This window comes from Polynucleobacter yangtzensis (assembly GCF_027924165.1).
Lineage (GTDB): Bacteria > Pseudomonadota > Gammaproteobacteria > Burkholderiales > Burkholderiaceae > Polynucleobacter > Polynucleobacter yangtzensis.
Window position 1 is genome coordinate 507,339 of record NZ_AP026973.1, and the last position, 24,197, is coordinate 531,535.

Here is a 24,197-nt window from a genome sequence, read left to right on the forward strand (position 1 = left end):
AATTAGGAAAGAGTTTGAGAGATGCGCTCAGACGCTTCTTTTAGCTTAGGAATATGTTCCATCGCTTGATTTAGAGGGAGTCTTGCTGTTGCTGCATGAACGGCAATCGCTGCTACTACCTCGCCTAGCGAGTCTTTGACGGGCACTGCCACGCAAGAAACTCCCAATACATATTCTTCGTTATCTACTGCATAGCCAGTGCTCACGATTCTTTCCATCTCTGATTCCAATAGATAGGGATCAGTAATAGTTCTATGAGTGAATTGCTGTAACGGAAGACTTTCTAAAATCTTGGTGCGCTCATCTACGGGTTTGTAAGCGAGAAGTAATTTACCGCTGGCACTGCAATGTGGGGGCAGCACTGTACCGGGCGGTAGGTGAAGGCGTAAAGCCCAGTCAGCTTCAACTCGATCCAGATAAAACAGCTCGCCGCGCCTAAGTACAGCAAGGTTACAGGTCTCACCTAGATCAGCGACTAAGCCACGTAGGATAGTATGGCGAATAGCTGAAACACTATCGTGTGTCATCGTGGACATTGCTAGATGAGAAAGTCGCTCACCAGGGGCATAGGTTCTTCCGCCCGGCTCTCTTGCCACCAAACCTGCCTCTTCAAAAATGGCTAAAGTTCTATGTAGGGACGCCTTTGGCATTCCGGTAATTTGCATAAGTTGGGCTAGGGTGGCGGGCTGCTGCAATGCTGCCAAAGCCTCCAAGATCACTACGCCTTTAAGCATGGATGAGTTCTCGCTGGAACTATCTCTTTTGGCGGTATCAGGTTGTTCTATGGTGTCTAATTCAAGCATGGGCGCTAAATCTCATGAAATGTGTCATTTTGTTCATTCTAATAGAACAAGGTTGTAAATTCTAGGGAAAATGTTAGTATTTTTACTTATACGAAACAACTTGTTCCGTTGAATAAGATCATTTATGCTTACTAAAACAGTAAATAAGGGCTAAGATAAGCCTCAAAGTAGTACTAAATAGGAGATTGGTCATGCGTAGAAGCAATCTATTAGCCGCTGTACTGTCAACAATTCTCGCTTTGATGGGCTCTCTTGGCTGGGCGCAGTTTGCTCAAGCGCAGGCTTGGCCAACTAAGCCAATTAAATTCATAGTTCCTTACCCACCGGGCGGTGGTACCGATGTGATTGCGCGTATCGTGCAAGAGCCATTAAGCCAAGCGCTTGGTCAACAAGTCATTATTGATAACCGTGGCGGCGCTGGCGGTTCGATTGGTACCGATATTGCAGCTAAGGCTCCATCTGATGGCTATACCGTTTTATTTACGCTTTCATCACACACTATCAATCCGGCAATTTATCCAAAGCTTGCTTTTGATACTGAAAAAGATTTTTTGCCAGTTTCTTTAGTAGCTTCATTACCGCAAATCTTGGTTGCTAATCCAGATTTCCCAGCTAAGTCTGTCAAAGAAGTGATTGATATGGCGAAGGCAAAACCAGATGCAGTTTCATATGCCTCAGTGGGTAATGGTTCGCCTGGCCACTTAGCCGGCGCCATGATGGCGGGCTCTGCCGGTGTTTCAATGATGCATATCCCATACCGTGGAGGTGGCCCTGCGATTACTGATGTGTTGGCTGGCCAAGTGCCGCTGCTTTGGGTTTCAATTCCTGCTGCAGCCAACTACGTTAAGGCTGGAAAGCTACGTGCTTTAGCGGTATCTACCGTAAAGCGCTCACCAGTTTTCCCGGACGTACCAACTATGGCTGAGTTAGGTTTCAAAGATTACGAAGTGGATTCTTGGTACGCCATGTTTGTTCCTGCTAAAACTCCACAGCCTATTATCGATGCTCTATACAAGGCTACGGTTAAGGTGTTGGCTGAGCCAGCAGTAAAAGAAAAGTTGCTTGCACAAGGCGCCGAGGCAGTTGGTAGTACGCCCGCTCAATTGGGGGCAATTGTTAAAACTGAATTGGTTAAGTGGAAAAAAGTAACTAAGGATGCTGCAATTAAAGCTGAGTAAGAGCTCACCTTAAAGATGTACAGTAAATAAAAAAGATAAGAATATTAATGATGACGCCTGTTGAAGCAATTATTGAACGTGGACGCGTAGCCCAGAAGATATATGAGGGCTACACGCAAGCTGAAGTGAACTTAGTAGTTGAGGCTGTAGCCTGGGCGATTCTTGAGCCAAAACGAAATCAAGAGTTGGCAGAGCTTGCCGTTCAAGATACTGGCTTAGGGGATGTAGCTGATAAGTTCAAAAAGAATTTCAGAAAAACTTTGGGCTTAGTGCGCGACTTAAGTTATGCAAAAACAGTTGGCATTATTTCCGAGGACTTAAAGACAGGTCTGACAGAATATGCACGCCCTGTTGGGGTGGTTGCTGCTATTACGCCGTCAACAAATCCTGGCGCCACCCCCATTAATAAAATCTTAAATGCTTTGAAGTGCCGCAATGCAGTAGTGGTAGCACCATCGCCAAAAGGCTATTCGACATGTGCTCGTTTACTCGAGTTCGTGCATCAACAATTGGATTTGGTAAAAGCGCCTAGAGATTTAGTGCAGATGCTGCCATTCCCGATCACCAAAGATTCAACCAACGAATTAATGCGCTTGGCTGACTTGGTTGTGGCAACTGGATCACAGGCAAATATTCGTGCTGCATATACCTGTGGCACTCCTGCCTTTGGTGTTGGAGCTGGCAATGTGCTGGTCATTATTGATGAGCATGCTGATCTTGCTGGTGCAGCTAATAAAATACTGCAATCCAAAACATTTGATAACGCTACCAGTTGTTCTAGTGAGAATGGTGTAGTGATTTGCTCTCAGGTTTATGACAAGGCAATTAATGCACTTGAAGCAGCTGGCGGCTTGATGTTAGATACCGCTGATAAGAAGCGACTGGAAGCTGTCATGTTTCAAAATGGCAAACTTACTTCAACATTGACTGCTCAGAATCCAGCGGTGATTGCTGTGCGTGCACAACTGCAAAATCCAAAAGCAAAGTCAGCCAAATTCTTTATGGTTGAAGAGCAGGGCTTTGGACCTTCAGTTCCTTTTTCCGGTGAAAAATTAAGCCCCGTCTTGACTGTGTGGAAGGCCACAGATTTTGAAGCTGCCAAAGAGTTAATCTCCAATGTATATGCTTATCAAGGAGCGGGGCATTCTGTTGGCTTGCATACTGCACAAAGTGGTGAGACTTTAGAGTCTCGGGCTGCCGCTCTTGCACAACAATTACCTGTTGCCAGAATCATTGTTAATCAGGCGCATGCGATTGCTACTGGTGGTAGTTTTGAGAATGGTTTACCGTTTTCTTTATCTATGGGTTGCGGAACATGGGGTAAGAATAATTTCTCAGAGAACATGAACTATCGCCACTACCTCAATATTACGAGGGTAGTGAGACCTATCCCTGAGCATGTTCCCAAGGTTGAAGATTTACTGAAAGAGTATTTCAGTCGCTATCCTCAGGCGTAATTCGATGATGACTGCTTCATGCAAGAGTTTGGGTGAGGTGCTTTCGTATTGGGAGAAGGTTCAGCCTGAAAAATCATTTCTATTTGCTCCTGAAATTAACGCCGCCCTGACTTATGGGCAGCTCGCCAAGGAAGCGCGTCACTTTGCAACTTGGTTGGAGCAGGAGAGTATTAGTGAAAAGGGCCATGTAGGTCTCTTTATGCAAAATGGGCGCCAAACCAGTACAGTTTTTTTGGCAACCATGGCCTGTGGGAGAGTGATTACCCCTTTAAATCTATTGGCACCCACCGATCAATTAGCTTGGGTGTTAGATCACAGCGATATTGAGGTGCTGTTTTATTCACCCGATAAGAAGCAAGGATTATTTTTAGCTCTTGAGAAGACTAAAAGAAAATTCAAGGTCATTGAGCTTGATCCAGATGCGGCAGAAGGCTCCTTTATGCAATGCGCACCTGGAATATTGCCATCGGTTGAGTCTACACAACCAGCTCTCTTGATGTATACCTCCGGTACAACCGGAACGCCTAAGGGAGTCTTGCTTACTCACGCTAATTTATTGCATGCTGCGCGCTCTATGGCTGCGTGGCACTCATTAACTCAGTCAGATGTTGTGTTGAGCTCACTGCCGATTTACCACATTAACGGACAGGTCATCTCAACAATCACACCATTTGTATCAGGTGGATCTGTAGTAGCTCCGCATGCTTTTTCTGTTTCAAATTGGTGGAGTTTAGCGATTCAGTATCGCTGCACTTGGATCAATATGGTGCCAACTATCATTGCGTATTTGATTAATGCCGCTAAGAGTGGTGGTGCATTACCAAGTCGCGAGGACTTGAAGTCGATTCGATTTGGTCGATCTGCTTCTGCTCCTCTGCCGCCCGAGCATCATCGTGAATTTGAGGCCCTCTTTGGAATCACTGTCATCGAGGGAATGGGCATGACAGAGTCGGCCTCAATGGTCTTTTGTAATCCCCATGACGAAAGCAGACGCTACGGAAGTCCTGGCCAGCCTTGTGGCGTTGAGGCTAAGGTTATTGATCCCGATGGCAACCTGCTTGGTAATAATGCCGTGGGTGAAATTTGTCTACGTGGTGGAAATGTGCTCAATGCTTATTACAAAGCAGAGGCAGAGACGGCTAAAGCCTTTGATAGCGAGGGTTGGCTGAAGACCGGCGATCTGGGTATGCGTGATGATGATGGTTTTTATTTCATCACTGGGCGCTTGAAAGAGTTGATCATCAAGGGTGGTGAAAATATTGCCCCTCGTGAAATCGATGAGGCAGTCTTAAAGCATCCCGCAGTATTGGATGCCGCCGCAGTCGGCATTCCTGATAGCAACTACGGGCAAGAAATTATGGTCTGTATTGTTCTCAAGCCAGATGCAAAATGTACTGAAGACGAAATGCGCACATTTTGCATAAAAGAGTTGGGTAAATTTAGAACGCCCAAAATCATTCTTTTCATGGAAGATCTGCCGCGTGGGCCATCTGGCAAAGTGCAGCGCTTAAAGCTGTTAGATCTGCAAAAAGCCCACTAATTATTTAAGTCTTTGTAGTCAAGCGTCTGATCATTATTGAACTGATGATTCCGGCAAGTATTGCCCACTCTAGCGGAATAGTAATGGTGCCAATACCGGTAATTAACATGGGAATCCATTCTTTTATCCCCATGTGAAATTCATGACGGATCTGCTTTATATCAATTAAGTTCCAGGCCACCACCAGTAATAGCGATGCAATAACTACGTAGGGGATATGTTTTGCTAGTGGCGAGACAAAGGCAAGCAGGATAAAAAGAAAAACTGCAGCGCAAATCGCTGAGAGAGGTGTTTTTGCTCCGGAGGCAAGGTTTACGCCAGTGCGATTGAATGAGCCGCTAGCAGGATAGGCGGAGAAAAATGATCCGCACACATTGGCCAATCCTTGCCCAATGAATTCTTGATTTGCATTGAACTGATCTTTCGTTTTTAATGCAATCGCACGAGCAATAGCCATTGCTTCGGTCGATGCCAGCAGTGTCATGATGAGAGCTGCGCTAAACAACTTTTGCAAAGTTTCACCGCTTAAGTCTGGGTTAGAGATTGGCGGGAATGCACCTGGTATTTCTTGAACTTTTTTGAAGGTAACCACGCCAGGTAGTAGTGATTCAATTAAAGCCGCTGCAATGCTTCCAAGTACAACAGCTACCAGCATGGCAGGTAGAAAGCGATTCAGTGGCTTCCAGAGTCGAATGGCAATTAAGGTGAAGAGTACTACTGCTGGGGCTGCCATTTGCCATTGATTATTCATCAGTGCGGAGGTTACGGCACTGATTGTTTCTGGAACACCTTTTCCCCTTGGGATATTAATACCAAGAAGAGTACCCAGCTGGCTATTGATAATCAGAATTGCTGCGCCAACAGTGAAGCCGACAATGACGGAGTGTGGAATCTTTTCTACCCATTTACCAGCTTTAGCCAATCCTAAGACGAGTTGTAATGCACCCACTAAAAAGCTCAGTGTTAAAACATAACCAACATATTGATCCGACTCTGGAAGCGCGAGCGGGGAAATCAGTGCCATCGTTGTGAGAGAAATGGCGTTGGCTGGACCTGTAACCATTAAGCGGCTTGAGCCAAATAGCGCTGCAATCAGACAGGGGATCATGGCTGCATATAGGCCATAGTGAGGCGGCATGCCTGCTAATAATGCAAAAGCAATACCCTGAGGCATAACAACAATGGCTCCAGTAAGCCCGGCAAAAATATCTGCGCGTATTGTTCCTGGCGTTCGATATTCAGGAAGCCACTTACTAAAAGGTAATTGCCAGCGCATTGAGATTAAATGCGACCCAAGATTAAATCAGCGGCTCTCTCTGCAAGCATTACCGCAGGCCAGTTGGTATTGCCCGAAGGTAAGGTTGGCATCGCCGAACAATCAACAACTCTAAGGCTTTGTATGCCCCTTACTCTTAGCGAAGAATCTAGCACTGCCATCGGATCAGTATCTGGACCCATTTGACAGGTACCGGTTGGATGAAAAATCGTTGCGCCATTATTGCGGCAAAACTCTAAAATTTCTTCATCGGATTGCGGGTTATTCGGTTTTACCTCTCGAGTAATCAGAGAGCGAAGTGGTTCAGTTTGCGCGATTTTCCTGGCGTATTTAACGGCGGCAATGCTGATATCGCGGTCATATGATGTCGACATATAATTGGCAAACATCTTGGGAGGTACAAGGGGATCTGCTGATTGAATGCGGACATGACCTCTTGATTCTGGTCTGAGTTGGCATACCGACATGGTGAATCCGGAGAAAGGGTGAACCTTGCCACCGGCCATCTCTGCAGAAAGTGTTGCTAAGTGAAACTGGATATCAGGTGTTTTGGAGTCTTTCATCACGCGTGTAAAGAGGCCGCCTTGATTAATGCCGATTGAAAGTGGTCCGCCGCGAAAGAATAACCAATCTAAACCCATCTTGAGTTGTCCAAACCATGAAGAGAGTTGGTCATTAGTCGAGATGGGTTGATTTAATTCATAAATCAGGCGGTGCTGTAGATGGTCTTGTAGATTTTCGCCAACCCCTGGTAAATCCTGTACCACGGGGATATTGAATTCTTGTAACAGTTTGGCTGGGCCAACCCCTGAGAGTTGTAAAATTTGCGGACTCTGAATTGCACCCGCACTCAGAATGACTTCTTTATTAGCGCGCACTATGCTTTTTTTACCGTTACGGAATATTTCAATGCCCACGGCTTTTTTATTCTCAAAAATAACCCTGCAAGCCTGACTATCTGTCAGGATTTCTAGATTCTTGCGATGCTTGGCGGGTTTTAAATAAGCAACTGCAGTACTGCAGCGAAAACCTTTGTGAGTGGTGAGTTGGTAGTAGCCAACCCCCTCTTGCGTTAAGTTATTGAAATCATCTGTCTCAGGCACCCCTAAAGCATTAGCAGTCTTTTTAAATGCTTCAACCAATGGATGTTTCTTTGGAATAGACGATGCCTTCAAAGGGCCTTTTTGCGAATGGAGTGGCTCGCTTAAGCGATCATTTCCTTCTGCCTTTTTAAAGTAAGGTAGTACGTCATCCCAGCCCCAGCCAGGATTCCCTAGGTCGCGCCAAGTGTCGTAATCTTCTTTCTGTCCGCGAATAAATATGAGGCCATTAATTGAGCTGGAGCCGCCTAGCGTCTTACCTCTTGGCCAATAAATCTGTCGATTATTTACGCCAGGATCAGGCTCGGTCTGAAATTTCCAGTTCAGCTTTGGATCCCACATTGTCTTTGCATATCCAATTGGCAAATGAATCCAGGGAGAGCGATCTTTGGGGCCTGCCTCAATCAGGCAAACAGAATTCTTGGAATCCTCAGAGAGGCGACTAGCCAAGACACAACCAGATGAGCCACCACCTATAACAATGTAATCAAAAGATGTATTGGACATATTAATTAATGCTTTCTTAATCCCAAAATTTCACGAGCTTGCGCCGGGGTTGCTACTGTTCGGTTGTAAGTAGGCGCCATCTGAGCAAGACGTGCAACGAGCTCTGCATTGTCTTTAGCGGCTCGAGTTTTATCAAAGCGCGTATTGTCTTCAAGACCAGTTCTGACATGACCGCCTAATTCAAGTGTCCATTCATTAACTGGTAATTGATGGCGCGCAATACCAGCTGCAGTCCAAGTCGCATCCGGCATCACTGCCTTTAATTCTGAAATGAGAAATTCTAGAATCGAGCGTCGTGCCGGCATGGCGTTAGGAATTCCCATGACAAATTGCACATGTGCTGGTGCTTTGAGGAGTCCACGCTCAATCAAATTTGCTGCGTTATAGAGCATGGCAAGATCAAAAATCTCGATTTCTGGCTTGATCTCATACTTCAGCATCTCGCTTGCAAGGCCGTCCACAAACTCAGGAGGATTTTCATAAATTCCATTAGGGAAATTCACGGAACCTGTTGCGAGCGAGGCCATATCAGGTCGATGGAACAACATTCCACCGCGAGCTGCTTGATCCCGACCGCGACCGCCAGTAGAAAACTGAATAATCATTCCCGGACAATATTTCTGTATGCCCTCTTGAACAGTCGCATATAAATCAGGGTCTGAGCTAGGAGTTTCATCTGCATTGCGTACATGAATATGTGCAAGGGATGCTCCAGCTTCAAACGCTTTATGTGTTTCTTCAATCTGTTCGCTAGTAGTCACTGGCAAACCTGGGCAGTCTTTTTTGCGGGGTATTGCGCCTGTCATTGCTACTGTGATGATTACGGGAGTGGTCATATTATTTCCAAGAAATTAATTGCTGGTATCAGATAAGCTGCTTTGAATATCATTTGCTGCACGCTTTAAAGGTTTGACATAAAAATCAATCGATTTTTCTTGCATGCGTGGCGCTGGGCCATGAGCTGTAATCGTGGCAAAAGTTTTATATTTTGAATTGATAACGGGCACGGCAATGCCAATAAATCCCTCTAGGAAGGCCGATTCATCAAGGGCATAGCCATCATTGCGAATTTTTTCAAGTTCAACAAATAATTTATCGTAAGTGGTTATTGTGCTTGGCGTGTAGGTTTCGAAAGGCTCATTACCTAACGATCGTCGAACCTGCAACTCAGTCATGCCTGAGAGAAATAATTTTCCACTCGCGGTGCAATGCAGGGGTACACGCATGCCGAGGTCTACGTGAAGACGAATAGGTGCGCTTGTCTCGACGCGGTCGAGATACATCACCTTATTGCCATCTAAGATATTGAAGTTGCAGGTTTCACCAATTTCTTCAACAAGACGTTTCATTACCGCTACGCGTTGTGACCGAATGGAGTCCACAGAAAGAATATTCATCCCCATGATTCTGAGTTTTGCGCTTGGCTGAAAACGTCTGCCATTGGGATCGCGCTCAATAAAACCTTGGGCGACCAATGTATTCAGTAATCTAAATGCCGTAGGTTTGGCTAAGCCAGTTCCTGTAGAGATGGTCTCGAGAGTGAGGGGGAATTCAGATTGGGCAATGGTTTCCAGAATGAGCAATACCTTTTCCGCCATGCTGGATTTGGCAGATTCTTCCAATATTTCGGCTGGAGGGGTGATGCGGGAGAGCTTTTGTGGCATTTATTGAGGATTTTTTGAAGATATTTGCGTTTTTAAGTGTTTACCCTTAAAGCATTTCATCTGATGATACTTTAAATTTCATTAGAGAAAATATTAACTAAAAATACGAGACAGTGCAAACAAAAAAGAAAGTCACCTCAAAAGCGAAAGCAAAGACAAAGCCTTCTAAAAAAGTTCCAGTCAAAAAAGCTGCAACGAAGGTTAAGTTGCCACCTGAGTTCACGATGAAGCAGGTGAAGGAAATTGTTGCCCTCATTAAAGATGCGGGCACATTCACTACCTTCGGCTATAAGACAGAGGAATTTGAGATTGAGATTTCAGTAGGGCCGCAAATCGCGTCAGCACCAAGCGCTTATGTTGTACCGCAAGTGGCCACGCCTACAGCTGTTAATGTTGCCGCTCCCACTACTCCTTCATCCTCCTTAAATCTTTCGCCATCCGAGAGGGCTATTACAAGCCCGATGATCGGTACTTTTTATCGTAGACCAAGCCCAAGCTCTGCCCCATTCGTAGAAGTGGGCGATAGCGTTTCACCAACCACAGATGTATGCATCGTCGAGGTCATGAAGTTACTCAATACCATTCCCGCTGAATGTACCGGTAAGGTATCTCGCATCTTGGTGGAAGATGGTGCAACGATTGAGGTTGGACAACCACTCATGGTGATTGAGCTTACTTAATGGCAACTAAAAAACCATTCGAAATGATTGATGTCACTCTGCGCGATGCGCATCAGTGCCTTTGGTCTACTCGCATGACTACACCCCATATGTATCCGGCTCTAGCTGATATAGACCAAGCTGGCTATGGTTATATCAACATTTTGGGTGGCGCAGTATTTGATGTGATGGTGCGTTTCTTGCGCGAAGATCCCTGGAAGCGCATGGCGTTTTTAAGTGAGCAACTCAGTACTCCAACAGATGCATTAACGCGTGGTCAAAGTATTTATACATTTGAATTATTTCCAGACGATGTTGTGGAGCTCAATGTTGAGCTGTTGGCTCAATCCGGTGTCAGAGTGTTGACTGTTTATGATGCTCTGAACGATAACCGCAATATCGAATCTTCTGTAAAAGCAGGCAAGAAACACGGCATGCTAATTAATGCCATGTTGACTTATGCTTTAAGTCCTGTGCATGACGATGCTTACTTTATTGCCCGTACACGCGAGTTGGTGAAGTTAGGTGCTGACTTTATTTCTGTAAAAGATCCAACTGGCCTGCTTACCCCAGAGCGAGCCGCCACTCTTTTCCCTGCTGTAGTTTCTGCAGCTGCAGGCATCCCCATTAAATTACATTCGCATTGCCAATCTGGTTTAGCGCCATTGGTATATGAGGAAGCTATTAAGGCTGGATTTGCTTACGGCTATGTGGCAACTGATTGCCTGGCAAATGGCGCTTCCCTCCCTTCGGTGTTGGATGTGTATGCTAGCGCTCAAAAACTCGGTCGAGCTCCCAAGATGAATCATTCGGCCTTAGAGAAGGTGGATGAATACTTTGATTGGATTTGCGCTCGAGACAATTTTGCTCGTGGAGAGAAGGCGACCTATGACCCAGCTCTATATGAGCATCAAATCCCCGGTGGAATGATCTCTAATCTACGCGCTCAATTAGCTACGATGGGTATCTCAAACAGGGAGGCAGAGATTCTGGAGGAGACGGCTAGGGTCCGTGAAGATTTGGGTTATCCCATTTTAGTGAGCCCATTTGCTCAATACATTGTTACTCAAGCGGTTCTAAATGTGATGCAGGGCGAACGCTATAAAACAATCCCGGATGAGATAAAGCTATATCTCAAGGGTCACTATGGAAGATTAGCTGGTAAGCCTAGCGCCCTGGTGATGGGTCGCGCAAATGTAGATTACGACGCCACGCGCAGGCCTGGTGAATTAATTGAGCCTGCGTTACCTGGCTTAAGGAAAAAATGGGGTCGCTCAATTAACAAGGAGCAGTTGAGTCTTCATGCCTTCTATCCCGAGCATCTTGCCATGGGATTAAGGGATGGTGCCCAAGAGGCATTGAAGCAGGGGCCTGCTTTACAGCCATTTACTGAGTTGGTGAAGTATTTAGTTATGAAAAAAGAATATAGAAAAATTAGAACTAAGTTAGGTGGTATAGAGTTAAGCTTCAGCAGTTAGTTTTTTGGCCTTTGCTTTTTGTATTTGGTGCAAGAAATTTTAAATTTAAGGAGATCGTAATGAAACAATTTAGCGCATCACGCCGTATCTTTTCAGTACTCGCTGTCGCCATGCTATCGGGCGCTCCAATGCTGTCAATGGCTCAAAACGCCACTAAGTTCAATGATTATGGGTGGCCAGAAGGGGCTGAGGAGAAAGTGTCAGCCAAGTCTGTAGCTTGGCTCAAAGAAAAAGGCTGGTGGCCTGTGCAAATTGCGTTTCAGCCGCCATGGTCCGGTCAAAACACAGTCAACTTGGTAATGGATAAGAAAGGTCTCCTATCTAAGCGTGGTATCGAGGCTAAATTACAAGCCTTCCCATCGGGGCCGGCAATTAATGAAGTCATCATCTCTGGTCGATTCCAGTTCGGTAATGGTGGCAACTTCCCATTCACCTCTTTGATCGATAAAAACATTCCAGTGAAGACGATCGCCGTGATTAATACCAACTTGATGCACGCTGTTTTGGTGCCACTGGATTCCAAGATTAAATCCTTCAAAGACTTCAAAGGCTCCAATCCGCCAGCAACGATTGGTATCGTGACTGGTTCCTCGGCTGAGTTTTACATCCAAGCAGCAGCTAAGGCTAATGGTATTGAGATTGGCAAAGATATCATCCTAAAGAATATGCCTCCAGGTGAGCAAATGGCGATGCCAAAAGGTATTGATGCAGTGGTTCCCTGGGATCCAACCCCAACCATCATGTCCAAAGAGCGCAAGAACGCCAGAATTATTAGCGATAGCTATCCCTACAACATTTATGCCGGTACTTTCTACGTGCGTCAAGAAGTGATTGATAACGCGCCTGACGTAGTACAAGCATTTACAGATGCTATTGCTGAGGCAACACTTTGGATTAGAAAGAATCCAGATGCTGCGGTTGATGTCATGCAAGAAGATCCTAACTTGAAGAACTACTCAAAAGAAATCTTGCGTCAACAGATTACTGCTTATAACTTACTCTATAAGCCTAATTACATTTACCCAATTCCAGTATTCTGGGGTCGTGCAAATGAGCCTATTTACACATGGCTTTATGAGAACAAGCGTATTCAGAATAAGTTAACCGGTATTGATTTTGCACGCGCGGTGGATACACGCTTTATGGATAAAACGTTCGAGAAGTTGGGTTGGGCAACCACTACAAGGCCACCATTCTTACCAGCAAACTGGTCAGCGCCAATGGATAAAACACCGTATCCAACTTATATGAATCCATTGAATACCACTACACCACAGCCTTTCCCAGAAAAGGGTGATCTCGTTAGAGATTGGTCCTTCGACGGTAAGACTTATAAGAAATAAGAGCTATGCCAATAATTAACTTTTTCAAGCAATTTCGTCGTCTAGCTTTATTGATTATTTTGCTTGCCGCCTGGGAGTATGCCAGTCGGTTTATTCTGGATAAAACAGAATCTACCTTGTTGCCACCTCCTTCGGGAGTGGCACGAGGTGGTTTTGAATTAATGCAGTCTGGAGAGATCTGGAAGCATTTATTCGATAGCTTATCTAGAGAATTTGTGGCGTTTTGTTATGCCTCTGTCGCTATTCCTTTGGGGATAGTGATGGGGTGTTTTAAATGGTGTGAACGAGCAGGTGGATCCAATTGTAGAAATTTTGCGACCTATTCCTCCAATCGCCTGGATCCCGCTAAGTATTTTGTGGTTTGGTGTTGGTAACACACAAAACCAATTCATTATTTTCTTGGGAATCTTCTTCCCAATTTTGCTGAACACGATTGATGCTGTAAAAAACGTGGAGCCGAACCTAATCCGTGCGGCTCGCTGTTTGGGCGCCGGTTCTTGGGGTGTGATTACTCGTGTAGTTCTGCGTGCGGCCCTTCCTCAGATAGTGACCGGTATTCGTATTGGCTTGGGAGTAGGTTGGATGGCTTTGGTGGCAGCTGAATTGGTTGGCGCTAACTCTGGTCTCGGATTCTTAATTAATGACGCACGTACTGTTTTGCGTACGGACTATATTTTGGTCGGCATGTTAGCCATTGGCGTAATCGGCTTATGCCTCGATAGGCTAATTAGATACACGGCTCAGAAACTCATGCCGTGGTCAAGAGCGCTTAATGCTTAACAGTTTGTTAATCGACTAATCATTTAAATGAATAATTCAATGCCAGCACTTAAAGTAGAACACGTAAGAAAAATTTATCCTTCAATGCATGCCAAGGGTCAAGAGGTCTTGGCTATTGATGATATTTCGTTAGAAGTTCGTAAGAATGAATTTTGCTCAATCCTGGGTCATAGCGGCTGTGGAAAGACAACACTTCTCAATTTGATTGCTGGATTTGAGACACCTACGGCTGGTCATATAGAATGTGCTGGCAAATTAGTGAACGGCCCTGGCGCAGATCGCTCGATGGTATTTCAGGACTATGCGCTTTTCCCATGGTTAACCGTGTACGACAACATTGCTTTTGGATTAAAAATCAAAGGTATTAATGCGGACGAGATTAAACAGATCGTGACGCGCTTTGCTTCGCTGGTAGGCTTGAGTCAATTTACTAATCACTATCCTCACCAGCTCTCGGGTGGTATGCGTCAACGAGTATCCATTGCTAGGGCCCTGGTTGTTGATCCTACCGTCCTATTAATGGATGAGCCATTTGCCGCTTTGGATGCACAAAATCGCGCCATGATGCAAGCTGAAATGATTCGTATTTTGAATGAGGAAAGTAAGACGGTTGTTTTGGTTACTCATAGCATTGAAGAGGCTATCAACCTGTCAGACGTCATCGTCGTGATGACACGTCGTCCTGGAAGAGTAAAAGAAATTATTCGTGTTCCAGAGCCGCGCAGAATGGTTGAGGATACCCCTGCCTATCTAGAGATCCGCCGTCAGATCCGCGATCTCATCGCCGGCGAGCACGATGTTAGCGAGGCTGTTTGATTTTTGAAAACCTAGCCGCCATTTGTTTATTAACATTTGCGGCAATTTTTGGTGGTTTCATTCGAAGGTTAAGCGGTTTCGGTGGGGCGCTCATTATGACGCCCATTCTCATGTGGATATTTCCAATCCCATTTTTGATTCCAATTGTGATGTGCTCAGAAGTATTCGGCGGCGTCTTACTTTCTCGACATTGGAAGTTGCATCAAGAGGATCGACCCCGTCTTTGGTTTATGTTATTTTTTTCGGTAATATTTCTACCTTTGGGTATTTGGTTGGGCGGAAAAATACCACTCTCAATATTGAAAACTGCTACGAGCGCAGTTATTTTATTTTTTGCTAGCTACTTACTTCTCAAGCCGCATGTGCGATTAACGGCTTCGAGTCTTTTGGACGGGGCGGCAGGAAGTCTTTCGGGCTTGTTGTTGGGTTCTTGTGGAATAGGTGGGCCACCTGCTGCGCTGTATCTCAATTCCACCAATCAAGCATTCGATAGAACGCGGGCCCTGTTATCTCAATTTGTATCAGGCATATCAATATTTGCGATTGTTGCAGCAAGCCTGATGGGGGGCGGAATTGATTGGCTCGCCTACCTTGCGGTGGCTATTCCAGCTTATTGGCTGGGAATGAGGATTGCCAAAGAGGTTTTAGAGGTTCACGCAGTATCGGATGGCTTGCTAAAAAGGCTCTGCCTGTTGCTGCTCATGGCGAATGCAGCCATGAATTTGCTGTTTTTGTTTATATTGAAACAAGTATAAGCAAATGAAATATATATTCTTTTCAGATATATAAAAAAACTCTATTCTCTAAGTTCATTAGATGCATATGCCAGCTTAGATTAAAAGAAGGAGTTCAAAATGGGTTACACAACAGATAATAAGCAAGATGCTGTGGTTGAATCAGTTTTGCTAACCACAGAAAAAACATTTATCGCCTCAAAGGGTGTTGATCACTCTGATAGCAGTCAGGCCAGCGAAGTGGTTTACTTTCAAATAGAAGATTAATCTTTTTAAAAATATACACTCTTCTTGGATGTAGACCAGGAAAGATAAAAACCGCCACTGAGGCGGTTTTTTTATATCTACTTTTAAATCAAGACATCATGAGAAAGAGGTTTCAAATTCCTCAGTTTTAATGGCGTTCATTAAAAAAAGAATTTGTCTTTGAAAGCTTTTTCTCTCATCAACCTTGTCGTGAGGCAAGCGATCATGCTCGCGTAGCAAGTTAATAATGGCTGGGTTGTAATGATCTCTGACCGGGGACATCTTGGCTCCTTGAAACCGCATTCGTTAGAAACACTGTAACAAGGACGCTATATATTGACAAGTAATATATAGCGATAACTAAACTACTTTTGTGTATATAAAGCCTAGCACTTACTTCTCTACGAAGGCGCGTTCAAATACGTAGTCGCCAAGCTGGCCAAGGCTTGGGGAGACCTTAAAGCCTTTGGCATCCAGCATTTCAGCGGTTTCTTTCAGCATGGAGGGACTACCGCAAATCATGGCTCTATCTACTGCTGGGTCTAATGGAGGAAGGCCAATATCTTTAAATAGCTGACCAGATTCAATGGCGGTAGTGAGGCGGCCAGTATGTTTAAATGCTTCTCTAGTTACTGTTGGGTAGTAGATCAGTTTTTCGCGAATGATTTCCCCAATATATTCATCTTGAGTGAGTTCATTCTTGATGTAATCGCCATAAGCTAGTTCGCTAACAAGCCGTACCCCATGGATTAGCACGACCTTCTCAAACTTCTCATAGGTATCTGGGTCGCGAATAATGCTCATGAAAGGCGCAAGACCTGTTCCCGTGCTAAAGAGGTAAAGATGTTTGCCTGGGTTTAAATCGTCAATAACCAATGTGCCAACGGATTTTTCGCTGACGAGAATGGGATCTCCCACTTGAATCTTTTGTAGGCGTGAGGTGAGCGGCCCATCTTGAACCTTAATGCTTAAAAATTCGAGGTGCTCTTCATAGTTTGGGCTGGCAACACTGTAGGCCCTCACCAAAGGTTTACCTTCTACCTCCAGACCGATCATCAAAAAATGACCGCTCCGAAAGCGTAGACCTTTATTGCGGGTAGTGGTGAAGCTAAAGAGCGTGTCGTTCCAGTGGTGAACGGTCAGGACGGTTTCAGTGTTGTAGGCTGCCATAAAAGCTTAATTTTGATTGTCTAAAACCCTAATTATCCTCAATCTTGAAGTGATTCAGGGGGTATCGTGGCTCTAAAGACCAATTAACTTCTCATAAGTTATCTACTTTTGCTTATAAGAACTCTGGTTTGGGCCTCAAGGAGGGGTAACTCGCTATCATCTAGGGATGAGTCGCACCCAATATCTATCGATTGCTATATTCAGCCTGACTTTGGTGGTTTTTGCCGTTTTACTTCAACAAGCGGGTTATAAGAACGTTAGTTTTTTACCTTGCCCCCTATGCGTCTTGCAGAGAATTGGCTACCTTGGCATTGCGACCAGTTGTTTTCTGGCTGCTGGTCTTGCCCCTTTAAAAAAGCCATTTCATTTGATCGCACTGTTATCGGCAGTTTTTGGGATGGCGGTTGCGGGCAAACAGGTTTGGCTGCTGTCACACCCAGAAGTCTCCTGTGGAATTGATCCTTTGGAAGTATGGATAAATCAATTTCAGTTGGTGCAGAGTTTGCCTTGGTTATTTAAAGCCGATGGACTTTGCTCTGCAAAGTTGCCTGCTATTTTTGGATTGCAGGTTCCCGAGTGGTCATTACTTTGGTTTTGTGTCTTATTACTTATTCTCACATTTACATTTTTCAAAAAGGCCAAGACTAAAGTTTGAGTTTTATTCGACTTTCATTCATTGACCTTATAAAAATAACTTTTCCATCTATACACCCATGGCAATTCTGACTGTTAATGCAGGTTCTTCATCTCTCAAGTTTTCAATCTATCCAACTAAGCAAGGATCGGTGCTGCCATCCATCCTCTCTGGTAGTTTTGAGGGGCTAGAGCCGGGCGGAAAAACAGAACTTCGCTACGCCTATCAGGGGGTAGAGCATGCTGAGCATTTTGACGATGCGGGTCAGGATCCATTTATTGCAGCTTTAATGCACCTCAAAGAGTTATTGCTTGACATCAAAGGATTGCCGCCAATTAGAGCGGTCTCCCATCGAATTGTTCATGGAGGCTCAGAGTTTTTTCGACCGACTGTCTCTACTGATGCGATTCTGGAAAAATTATCTGCCATGAGTGCGCTAGCGCCATTGCATCAACCTCATAGCTTGGATGGCGTGAAAGCTTTTTCTCAAGTATTTCCTGGTATTCCTCAAGTGCTTTGTTTCGATACGGCCTTTCACAAAACAATGAGTCATCTTGAAACTTCTTTGGCTCTTCCCAAAGAGATTACGGACCAAGGTGTAAGGCGCTATGGTTTTCATGGCATTTCTTATCAGTACATTATTGGCGAGTTAAATGAGAACTCCAATAGAGCAAAAGATAAAGTGCTTATGGCCCACCTAGGTAACGGCGCTAGTTTATGTGCCGCGATTGATGGAAAAAGTGTTGCCACAACCATGGGCTTCTCCGCCTTAGATGGCTTGATGATGGGTACTCGTAGCGGTTCGTTAGATGCTGGTGTGTTGATGTATCTAGTGGAGCGTGGCTATACCCATGATCAGTTGCAAGATCTGCTCTATAGAAAAAGTGGTCTGCTTGGGGTATCCACTATTTCAGCGGATATGCGTAAATTGAGAAGTGATTCCAATCCTTTAGCTAAAGGAGCGATTGAACTTTTTATCTACAAAATTATGCGTGAGGGCGGCGCTATGATTGCTTGCCTTGGTGGCCTTGATTTGATTTCATTTAGCGGCGGAATTGGTGAGCATGATCCTGCTTTGAGGTCTGCGGTATGCAAAAAATTTGCTTGGCTTGGCATTGAGTTGGATGAAAAGTTGAACCAAGAAGCCATCAAAGGATTAACTCTAAAAATTAGCACGCCGCAAAGTCGTGTCGAGGTTTGGGTTGTTCCAACTGACGAAGGGGTAATGACTGCGCAAGAGGCTCTTAATTTACTGCGCTCTTAGTGCTGAAGCCATGCTCTTTGGCTACCAGGGGCTGAGTGAGTAAATAAAAAAGCGGGGTAATAACCCCGCTTTTTTATTTGTGGAAGAATTTACTCTTCTTCGCGACGTAAATGCGGAAACAGAATCACATCACGAATATTTGGCGCATCAGTTAGCAGCATCACCAAGCGATCAATGCCAATACCGCAACCGCCGGTTGGAGGCATGCCGTACTCTAGGGCGCGGATGAAGTCATGGTCAAAGTACATTGCCTCTTCGTCCCCCGCTTCTTTTTGCTCTACTTGTTTGCGAAAGCGATTGGCTTGATCTTCTGCATCATTTAACTCAGAGAAGCCGTTGGCAATTTCGCGACCAGTAATAAAGAGCTCGAAACGCTCAGTAATGCCTGGGCGTGTATCGGATTCTCTGGCGAGCGGACTTACTTCAATTGGGTAATCAATGATGTAAGTTGGCTCCCAGAGGTGCTCTTCAGCAACCAATTCAAAAAGAGCCAATTGGAGTGCGCCAATGCCTGCATTCTTGAGAGTAGGGGCATCTGGATTCTCGCCACCCTTTTTCAATTCTGCGCGAATAAAGTTGATGTCTTCAAGCTGGGCCGCTTCATAGCTCTTGCCTGATTGACCGCAGTACTTGAGGATGGCTTCAGTAATGGTTAGACGTTGGAATGGCTTGCTTAGATCAAGCTCGCGACCTTGATGGGTCAGCACAGCAGTACCTTGTGCATCAATGGCAGCAGCGCGAATCAATCCCTCAGTGAAGTCCATGAGCCAACGGTAATCTGTGTAGGCTGCATAGAATTCCATCATTGTGAACTCTGGGTTATGACGTGGGCTAACACCTTCATTACGGAAGTTGCGGTTGATTTCAAAGACACGCTCAAAACCGCCAACTACTAAACGCTTGAGGTAAAGCTCGGGAGCAATACGCAAGAACATCTGCATATCTAAAGCATTGTGGTGCGTAATAAATGGTTTGGCTGCTGCGCCACCTGGAATAGGATGAAGCATTGGCGTTTCTACTTCCATAAAGTCTGCATCTAACATGTGGCGACGTAATGAAGCAATTGCGTTACTACGTGCTTTAAATGTATTGCGGCTTTCTGGATTAACAATCAAGTCTACATAGCGTTGACGATATTTAGTCTCTAGGTTTGAGAGTCCATGGAACTTATCAGGCAATGGACGCAATGACTTGCTGAGAAGACGTAAATTGCTGCACTCAACTGAGAGTTCACCCTTATTGGTCTTAAAGAGATTGCCTTCAGCTGAGATAAAGTCACCCATATCCCAATGTTTGAAGGCGCCATGAACATCAGCACCGCTGAGCTCATCATTAATATAGAACTGAATTTGTCCACTGCGATCTTGAATAGTGGCAAAGCTCGCTTTACCCATCACACGCTTGAGAACCATGCGTCCAGCAACTTTGACATGAACCTTCTTAGCCGCCAACTCTTCTTTAGTCAGGCTGTCATAGTGCGCATGCAAGTCAGACGCCAAGTGGGTAGGAACAAAGTCATTTGGGAATGCAACGCCGCCTGCGCGAAGCTTGGCGAGCTTTTCACGGCGCTCGGCAATGATGTGATTCTCATCAACTACTTCGGTAGCTGCGGCATTGTCTAAATTGGTTTTATCGTTCATGTTTATCGCGGTGCAGTAGTAATGTGTGTGAGGTTATTACACGCCTTGTTTCAGGCTGGCTTCAATAAAGGCATCGAGATCGCCATCCAATACTTTCTGGGTATTCGAAATCTCAACGTTGGTACGTAAATCTTTGATGCGGCTTTGATCTAGGACGTAAGAGCGGATTTGATGACCCCAGCCAACATCGGTCTTAGTAGCTTCTAACATGTCTTGTTCGGCACGACGCTTTTGCATCTCATGCTCATAGAGGCGAGACTTCAGCATGGTCATAGCCTCAGCGCGGTTGCGGTGCTGACTTCGGTCATTCTGACACTGCACCACAATACCAGTCGGAATATGGGTTAAGCGTACCGCTGAGTCAGTTTTATTGATGTGCTGACCACCCGCACCAGAAGCGCGATAGGTGTCTGTGCGAATATCAGCAGGATTAACTTCAATCTCAATCGAATCATCAATTTCTGGGTACACATAGATAGAGGCAAATGATGTGTGACGACCATTGGATGAATCGAATGGTGATTTGCGCACTAGGCGATGTACACCAGTTTCTGAGCGGAGATGACCATAAGCATATTCACCATCGACTTTGATGGTTGCGCTTTTAATGCCTGCAACATCGCCATCAGACTCTTCAAGGATTTCAGTTTTGTAGCCTTTGCGTTCGCAATACTTGAGATATTGGCGATAGAGCATGCTAGCCCAGTCACAAGCTTCGGTACCGCCAGCGCCAGCTTGAATATCGATAAAGCAATTGCAAGAATCCATCTCATTGTGGAACATGCGACGGAACTCAAGGTCGCCAATAATCTTGCTATAGCTCTCAACATCTTTCTCAATGGCAGCGATCGTTTCAAAATCGCTTTCCTCTTTAGCCATATCAAATAGCTCAAGAGCGCTAGTGATATTGGTATTGAGATCGGTAAGAGTGGCAACTACGCCATCGAGCAATTTCTTTTCTTTGCCCAGCGCTTGTGCTTTCTTTTGATCATCCCAAATGGTGGGATCTTCTAGAATTGAATTAACTTCGGTAAGGCGACGTGACTTTACGTCGAAGTCAAAGATACCCCCGAAGAGCTTGCTCACGGGTGAGCAGATCGGACAAGGTATTCGAAATAATGTTTAGTTGTTCAGCTTCCATCCCCTAATTATAAGGGGGTTATTGCACTGGACCCTTAGGTGTTGGCCGCCTCGTCATGGGCTTCAATCATCAGCTGTACGCGGGCTTGGCCTTGATAGCGGTCGGTGACCAAGCGATAAGCTAACCTGGCTTTGGCAGGCAGGCTTTGCGTGCGGTTAAACCAAACTGCTGTTAATGGTTTGGAGCTTGCTCCAGCCCCCAGAGGCTTCACCATTAAGCGAAGATGTTTTTCTTTCATGAGGCTTTGCTGGGAAATCTCAAATTCCCCGAAGAAAACGGGTTGAGGGAAGCCTTGGCCCCAGATCTCCTCAGCCAAAAGATCCCCAATTTCAGGGGTAAATTCAGAAGGATCTAAACCACCATCATGTGCATGGCGGCGCTCGAGTAATTCATCTGTGAGTAGTTCTGATGCAACCTGCTGAAAGCAGGTATCGAATTTCTCAAAATCATCTTTGCGAATAGTTAATCCGGCAGCCATTGCATGACCACCAAATTTCAAAATCAGCCCAGGCTCGCGTTTCGAAACTAAATCTAGAGCATCTCTTAAATGAAATCCTGTCAGCGAACGACCCGATCCTCGTAATTCTTCTCCGGTATTGCCATCAGCTGGTGCAAACACAATTGCAGGACGATTAAAACGTTCTTTCAGGCGTGAAGCAACAATGCCTACAACGCCTTGATGCCATTCTTGATTCCACAGGCAAATACTATTGCGCTCAGACATAGTTCCAGAAAGCTGATCTTCGGCTAGATGGGAGAGTGCAGTTTCTTGCATGCCTGATTCAATCACGCGGCGTTCGCGATTGATGCGATCAAGCTCGTGCGCTAGCGTCATTGCTTCATCATCGTTATCGGTGAGAAGCAAGCGGATGCCTAAGGTCATGTCCGCCAGACGACCAGCCGCATTGAGTCTTGGGCCGATGGCAAAGCCTAGGTCAAAGGTATTAGCCTTGCGTGGATCACGAGTAGCCGCCTGAAATAGTGCTTGAATTCCTGGCTGTGATATTCCTGCACGAATGCGTTTCAAGCCATTAGAAACCAGCACGCGATTGTTGCGATCGAGTTGCGCAACGTCTGCGACTGTTCCTAAAGCAACTAGGTCTAAAAGATTCTCTACCTTAGGTTGGGTTTCATTTGTAAATTTTCCACGCTTACGAAGTTCAGCACGAAGGGCAACTAATAAATAAAACATCACACCAACACCGGCGAGCGCTTTACTTGGAAAAGTGCAGTCCGGTTGGTTAGGATTGACGATTGCCAGTGCTTTGGGTAAATGATCTCCAGGTAGGTGGTGATCAGTCACAATTACTTCCATTCCAAGTTCGCGAGCGCGATCAACTCCTGCTTCACTAGCAATACCGTTATCTACAGTAATGAGATATTTGGGTTTAGGGGTTTGCTGCGCGGCTAATTCCACCACTTCAGGGGTTAAGCCGTATCCCATCGTAAAGCGATTGGGCACCAGAAATTGAATTGGAGTATCTGGTCCACCTAGCATGCGTAAGCCTCGGAGACCAACAGCACAGGCGGTAGCACCATCGCAGTCGTAATCAGCAACGATGAGCATTGGCTCTTTTTTCTGGAGGATATCGGCTAGTAAGCATGCTGTATTAATACAGTTCTTCAGCTCTACTGGTGAAATCAACTGCTTTAAGTCCAGCGAGAGCTCTTCAGGAGACTGCAGACCGCGTGCAGCATAGAGTCTAGCTAGCAATGGATGCAAGCCACTCTGCGCCAACCAGGTTGCAGTACGTTCTGAAAATGGGCGTTGAGAGAATAGACTCATACAAAACTCATGCGTTAATCATCACTGAGTGATTTCTTTCCAAGTCAGAGGTTCTGACTTTTTCCAGAAGGCCCAAGATTTTTTATAAAGATCTTTGACTGTAAGAATGCGCTCACGAACTTTTCCTTTTGGAAAGTCAATCAGAGCAACTTCATCGATTTGTTTTTTTATTAGTGCAGCACTGATTTGTGGCCATGCCAATTGAGGTTGCTCAAGCCAAGCAAAGGCGCCAGCTATATTATTTTCATTCAAAGTCAATTCGTATGGAAGGCCGAAAAGCCTTGCCAAGCCAGCCAGTATGGGGTGCTGACCAATCAAACACTGTGATTGTTTTAGTGCTTCTGGCGCTCGAACATCATTCAGTTTGCCAATGCCACTAATCCAGAGCGAGTTAATGCTGGGCATGCCGCGTTGTTCGCGTTCTTCGTTTACTGGACCAATATGCCAGATCATTTGAATTTCATTTTGGAGTTTGCGCCAACGCTTAGCGATACCTTCTTCGTGGGTATCTCGTGGCATCCACCAATCAATATTGCGGCCATGCGCTTGATCAACGCTATAGCTAGCAAGACTAGAAAAGGGTCCTGCAGGAATAAACCAATAGTGCTGGTTTTGGAAAAGGACAGAGTTCTGAAAATCCTCTTCCATAAATGGGAGCGCAGCATTGAGTAGTTGGGCGGATTCTTCTACAGTGAGATCAATCTGGTTTTGCCCCATCAAAATGAGATGGTCTCTTGTGGCGTGAAGATGAACTGGTTGTAGGCAGGCAATGACTTCGGTTGGATTGACTGTCCGATCAGATTGTCCAAGAAGTAATACCGGAGCAATCGGTACCGCTTCCCCAAGCAAAAAACGTTCATGGGGTAGGCCTTGCCTTGGGCCATCCTTGCTTTCGGGCTCGTCCAAGACGTCTTCCCCTGAAAGTAACAGGGTAAAACGGCGAAGTTGGCCTAGGGTGGGGGTGGAATTAGCAGTCATTCC

23 protein-coding genes are annotated in these 24,197 nt (G+C 45.4%); 12 read left to right on the top strand and 11 right to left on the bottom strand.

From position 1 onward, the window contains the following. Positions 1 to 2: 2 nt before the first annotated feature. The gene (locus tag QMF28_RS02735) at positions 3 to 803 is read right to left on the bottom strand and encodes an IclR family transcriptional regulator (RefSeq protein WP_281743131.1); all 801 of its coding nucleotides are present in this window, start codon (positions 801 to 803) and stop codon (positions 3 to 5) included. A gap of 191 nt (positions 804 to 994) precedes the next feature. Here QMF28_RS02735 and QMF28_RS02740 point away from each other — a divergent pair, with 191 nt between their 5' ends. From QMF28_RS02740 to QMF28_RS02750, 3 genes are read left to right on the top strand one after another with little or no spacing between them, the layout of a single operon-like run. Then, positions 995 to 1,981, top strand: a complete 987-nt coding sequence (locus QMF28_RS02740) for a tripartite tricarboxylate transporter substrate binding protein (RefSeq protein WP_345739971.1) — start codon at positions 995 to 997, stop codon at positions 1,979 to 1,981. 47 nt (positions 1,982 to 2,028) lie between these two features. Beyond that, positions 2,029 to 3,438: an acylating sulfoacetaldehyde dehydrogenase gene (sauS, locus tag QMF28_RS02745; RefSeq protein ID WP_281743132.1), complete on the top strand. Its 1,410-nt coding sequence runs from the start codon at positions 2,029 to 2,031 to the stop codon at positions 3,436 to 3,438. A gap of 4 nt (positions 3,439 to 3,442) precedes the next feature. After that, positions 3,443 to 4,978 carry a class I adenylate-forming enzyme family protein gene (locus QMF28_RS02750; RefSeq protein WP_281743133.1) on the top strand — a complete coding sequence of 512 codons (1,536 nt, stop codon included), beginning with the start codon at positions 3,443 to 3,445 and terminating at the stop codon, positions 4,976 to 4,978. A 4-nt stretch (positions 4,979 to 4,982) separates the two neighbouring features. Here the strand turns inward: QMF28_RS02750 and QMF28_RS02755 are convergent, their stop codons facing one another. From QMF28_RS02755 to QMF28_RS02770, 4 genes are read right to left on the bottom strand one after another with little or no spacing between them, the layout of a single operon-like run. Continuing rightward, complete coding sequence (locus tag QMF28_RS02755) at positions 4,983 to 6,254, bottom strand: SulP family inorganic anion transporter (protein WP_068322415.1); 1,272 nt, start codon at positions 6,252 to 6,254, stop codon at positions 4,983 to 4,985. A gap of 5 nt (positions 6,255 to 6,259) precedes the next feature. Next, entirely contained in the window at positions 6,260 to 7,861 is a 1,602-nt protein-coding gene (locus tag QMF28_RS02760; protein ID WP_281743135.1) for a GMC family oxidoreductase, read from the bottom strand. A 5-nt stretch (positions 7,862 to 7,866) separates the two neighbouring features. Continuing rightward, complete coding sequence (locus QMF28_RS02765; RefSeq protein ID WP_281743137.1) at positions 7,867 to 8,697, bottom strand: 3-oxoadipate:acetyl-CoA acetyltransferase; 831 nt, start codon at positions 8,695 to 8,697, stop codon at positions 7,867 to 7,869. Between the two features lie 15 nt (positions 8,698 to 8,712). After that, positions 8,713 to 9,525 carry an IclR family transcriptional regulator gene (locus QMF28_RS02770; protein ID WP_281743139.1) on the bottom strand — a complete coding sequence of 271 codons (813 nt, stop codon included), beginning with the start codon at positions 9,523 to 9,525 and terminating at the stop codon, positions 8,713 to 8,715. Between the two features lie 113 nt (positions 9,526 to 9,638). On the opposite strand from QMF28_RS02770, the gene accB reads away from it, so the two are divergent. The 7 genes from accB (at position 9,639) to QMF28_RS02805 (ending at position 15,602) form a co-directional block, all read left to right on the top strand. Continuing rightward, positions 9,639 to 10,205: an acetyl-CoA carboxylase biotin carboxyl carrier protein gene (accB, locus tag QMF28_RS02775; protein WP_281743141.1), complete on the top strand. Its 567-nt coding sequence runs from the start codon at positions 9,639 to 9,641 to the stop codon at positions 10,203 to 10,205. After that, positions 10,205 to 11,662 (top strand): pyruvate carboxylase subunit B, encoded by a 1,458-nt coding sequence (locus QMF28_RS02780; protein WP_281743142.1) that lies wholly within the window; start codon positions 10,205 to 10,207, stop codon positions 11,660 to 11,662. Before accB ends, QMF28_RS02780 begins: the two co-directional genes overlap by 1 nt. Before the next feature lie 59 nt (positions 11,663 to 11,721). Beyond that, on the top strand, positions 11,722 to 13,005 hold the full coding sequence (locus tag QMF28_RS02785; RefSeq protein WP_281743144.1) for an ABC transporter substrate-binding protein: 1,284 nt from the start codon (positions 11,722 to 11,724) through the stop codon (positions 13,003 to 13,005). A gap of 291 nt (positions 13,006 to 13,296) precedes the next feature. Further along, on the top strand, positions 13,297 to 13,785 hold the full coding sequence (locus QMF28_RS02790; RefSeq protein WP_281743146.1) for an ABC transporter permease: 489 nt from the start codon (positions 13,297 to 13,299) through the stop codon (positions 13,783 to 13,785). A gap of 27 nt (positions 13,786 to 13,812) precedes the next feature. Next, a complete protein-coding gene (locus QMF28_RS02795; protein ID WP_281743148.1) occupies positions 13,813 to 14,601 on the top strand; it encodes an ABC transporter ATP-binding protein in 789 nt (262 codons plus the stop codon). Continuing rightward, positions 14,598 to 15,356 (top strand): sulfite exporter TauE/SafE family protein, encoded by a 759-nt coding sequence (locus QMF28_RS02800; RefSeq protein ID WP_281743150.1) that lies wholly within the window; start codon positions 14,598 to 14,600, stop codon positions 15,354 to 15,356. Before QMF28_RS02795 ends, QMF28_RS02800 begins: the two co-directional genes overlap by 4 nt. Before the next feature lie 99 nt (positions 15,357 to 15,455). After that, complete coding sequence (locus QMF28_RS02805) at positions 15,456 to 15,602, top strand: hypothetical protein (RefSeq protein WP_281743152.1); 147 nt, start codon at positions 15,456 to 15,458, stop codon at positions 15,600 to 15,602. A 96-nt stretch (positions 15,603 to 15,698) separates the two neighbouring features. Here the strand turns inward: QMF28_RS02805 and QMF28_RS02810 are convergent, their stop codons facing one another. Next, the gene (locus tag QMF28_RS02810; protein ID WP_281743154.1) at positions 15,699 to 15,863 is read right to left on the bottom strand and encodes a hypothetical protein; all 165 of its coding nucleotides are present in this window, start codon (positions 15,861 to 15,863) and stop codon (positions 15,699 to 15,701) included. Between the two features lie 111 nt (positions 15,864 to 15,974). After that, on the bottom strand, positions 15,975 to 16,751 hold the full coding sequence (locus QMF28_RS02815) for a ferredoxin--NADP reductase (RefSeq protein WP_216180507.1): 777 nt from the start codon (positions 16,749 to 16,751) through the stop codon (positions 15,975 to 15,977). Positions 16,752 to 16,917: 166 nt separating this feature from the next. Between QMF28_RS02815 and QMF28_RS02820 the strand changes: the two genes are divergently transcribed. Together QMF28_RS02820 and QMF28_RS02825 are read left to right on the top strand one after the other, a co-directional pair. Next, the gene (locus QMF28_RS02820; RefSeq protein ID WP_281743156.1) at positions 16,918 to 17,406 is read left to right on the top strand and encodes a disulfide bond formation protein B; all 489 of its coding nucleotides are present in this window, start codon (positions 16,918 to 16,920) and stop codon (positions 17,404 to 17,406) included. 58 nt (positions 17,407 to 17,464) lie between these two features. Next, on the top strand, positions 17,465 to 18,649 hold the full coding sequence (locus QMF28_RS02825) for an acetate/propionate family kinase (RefSeq protein WP_281743158.1): 1,185 nt from the start codon (positions 17,465 to 17,467) through the stop codon (positions 18,647 to 18,649). Positions 18,650 to 18,738: 89 nt separating this feature from the next. On the opposite strand, the gene lysS is transcribed toward QMF28_RS02825, so the two are convergent. The 4 genes from lysS to QMF28_RS02845 all read right to left on the bottom strand — a co-directional run bounded on the left by lysS (position 18,739) and on the right by QMF28_RS02845 (position 24,194). Beyond that, positions 18,739 to 20,289, bottom strand: a complete 1,551-nt coding sequence (gene lysS, locus QMF28_RS02830; protein ID WP_281743159.1) for a lysine--tRNA ligase — start codon at positions 20,287 to 20,289, stop codon at positions 18,739 to 18,741. 36 nt (positions 20,290 to 20,325) lie between these two features. After that, a protein-coding gene (gene prfB, locus QMF28_RS02835) for a peptide chain release factor 2 (protein WP_281743161.1) occupies positions 20,326 to 21,430 on the bottom strand; the annotation gives its coding sequence in 2 pieces (ribosomal slippage) (positions 20,326 to 21,348 and positions 21,350 to 21,430; 1,104 coding nt in all). Positions 21,431 to 21,464: 34 nt separating this feature from the next. Then, positions 21,465 to 23,216, bottom strand: a complete 1,752-nt coding sequence (gene recJ, locus QMF28_RS02840) for a single-stranded-DNA-specific exonuclease RecJ (RefSeq protein WP_281743164.1) — start codon at positions 23,214 to 23,216, stop codon at positions 21,465 to 21,467. A 21-nt stretch (positions 23,217 to 23,237) separates the two neighbouring features. Next, positions 23,238 to 24,194 carry a hypothetical protein gene (locus tag QMF28_RS02845; RefSeq protein WP_281743166.1) on the bottom strand — a complete coding sequence of 319 codons (957 nt, stop codon included), beginning with the start codon at positions 24,192 to 24,194 and terminating at the stop codon, positions 23,238 to 23,240. Positions 24,195 to 24,197: the final 3 nt, after the last annotated feature.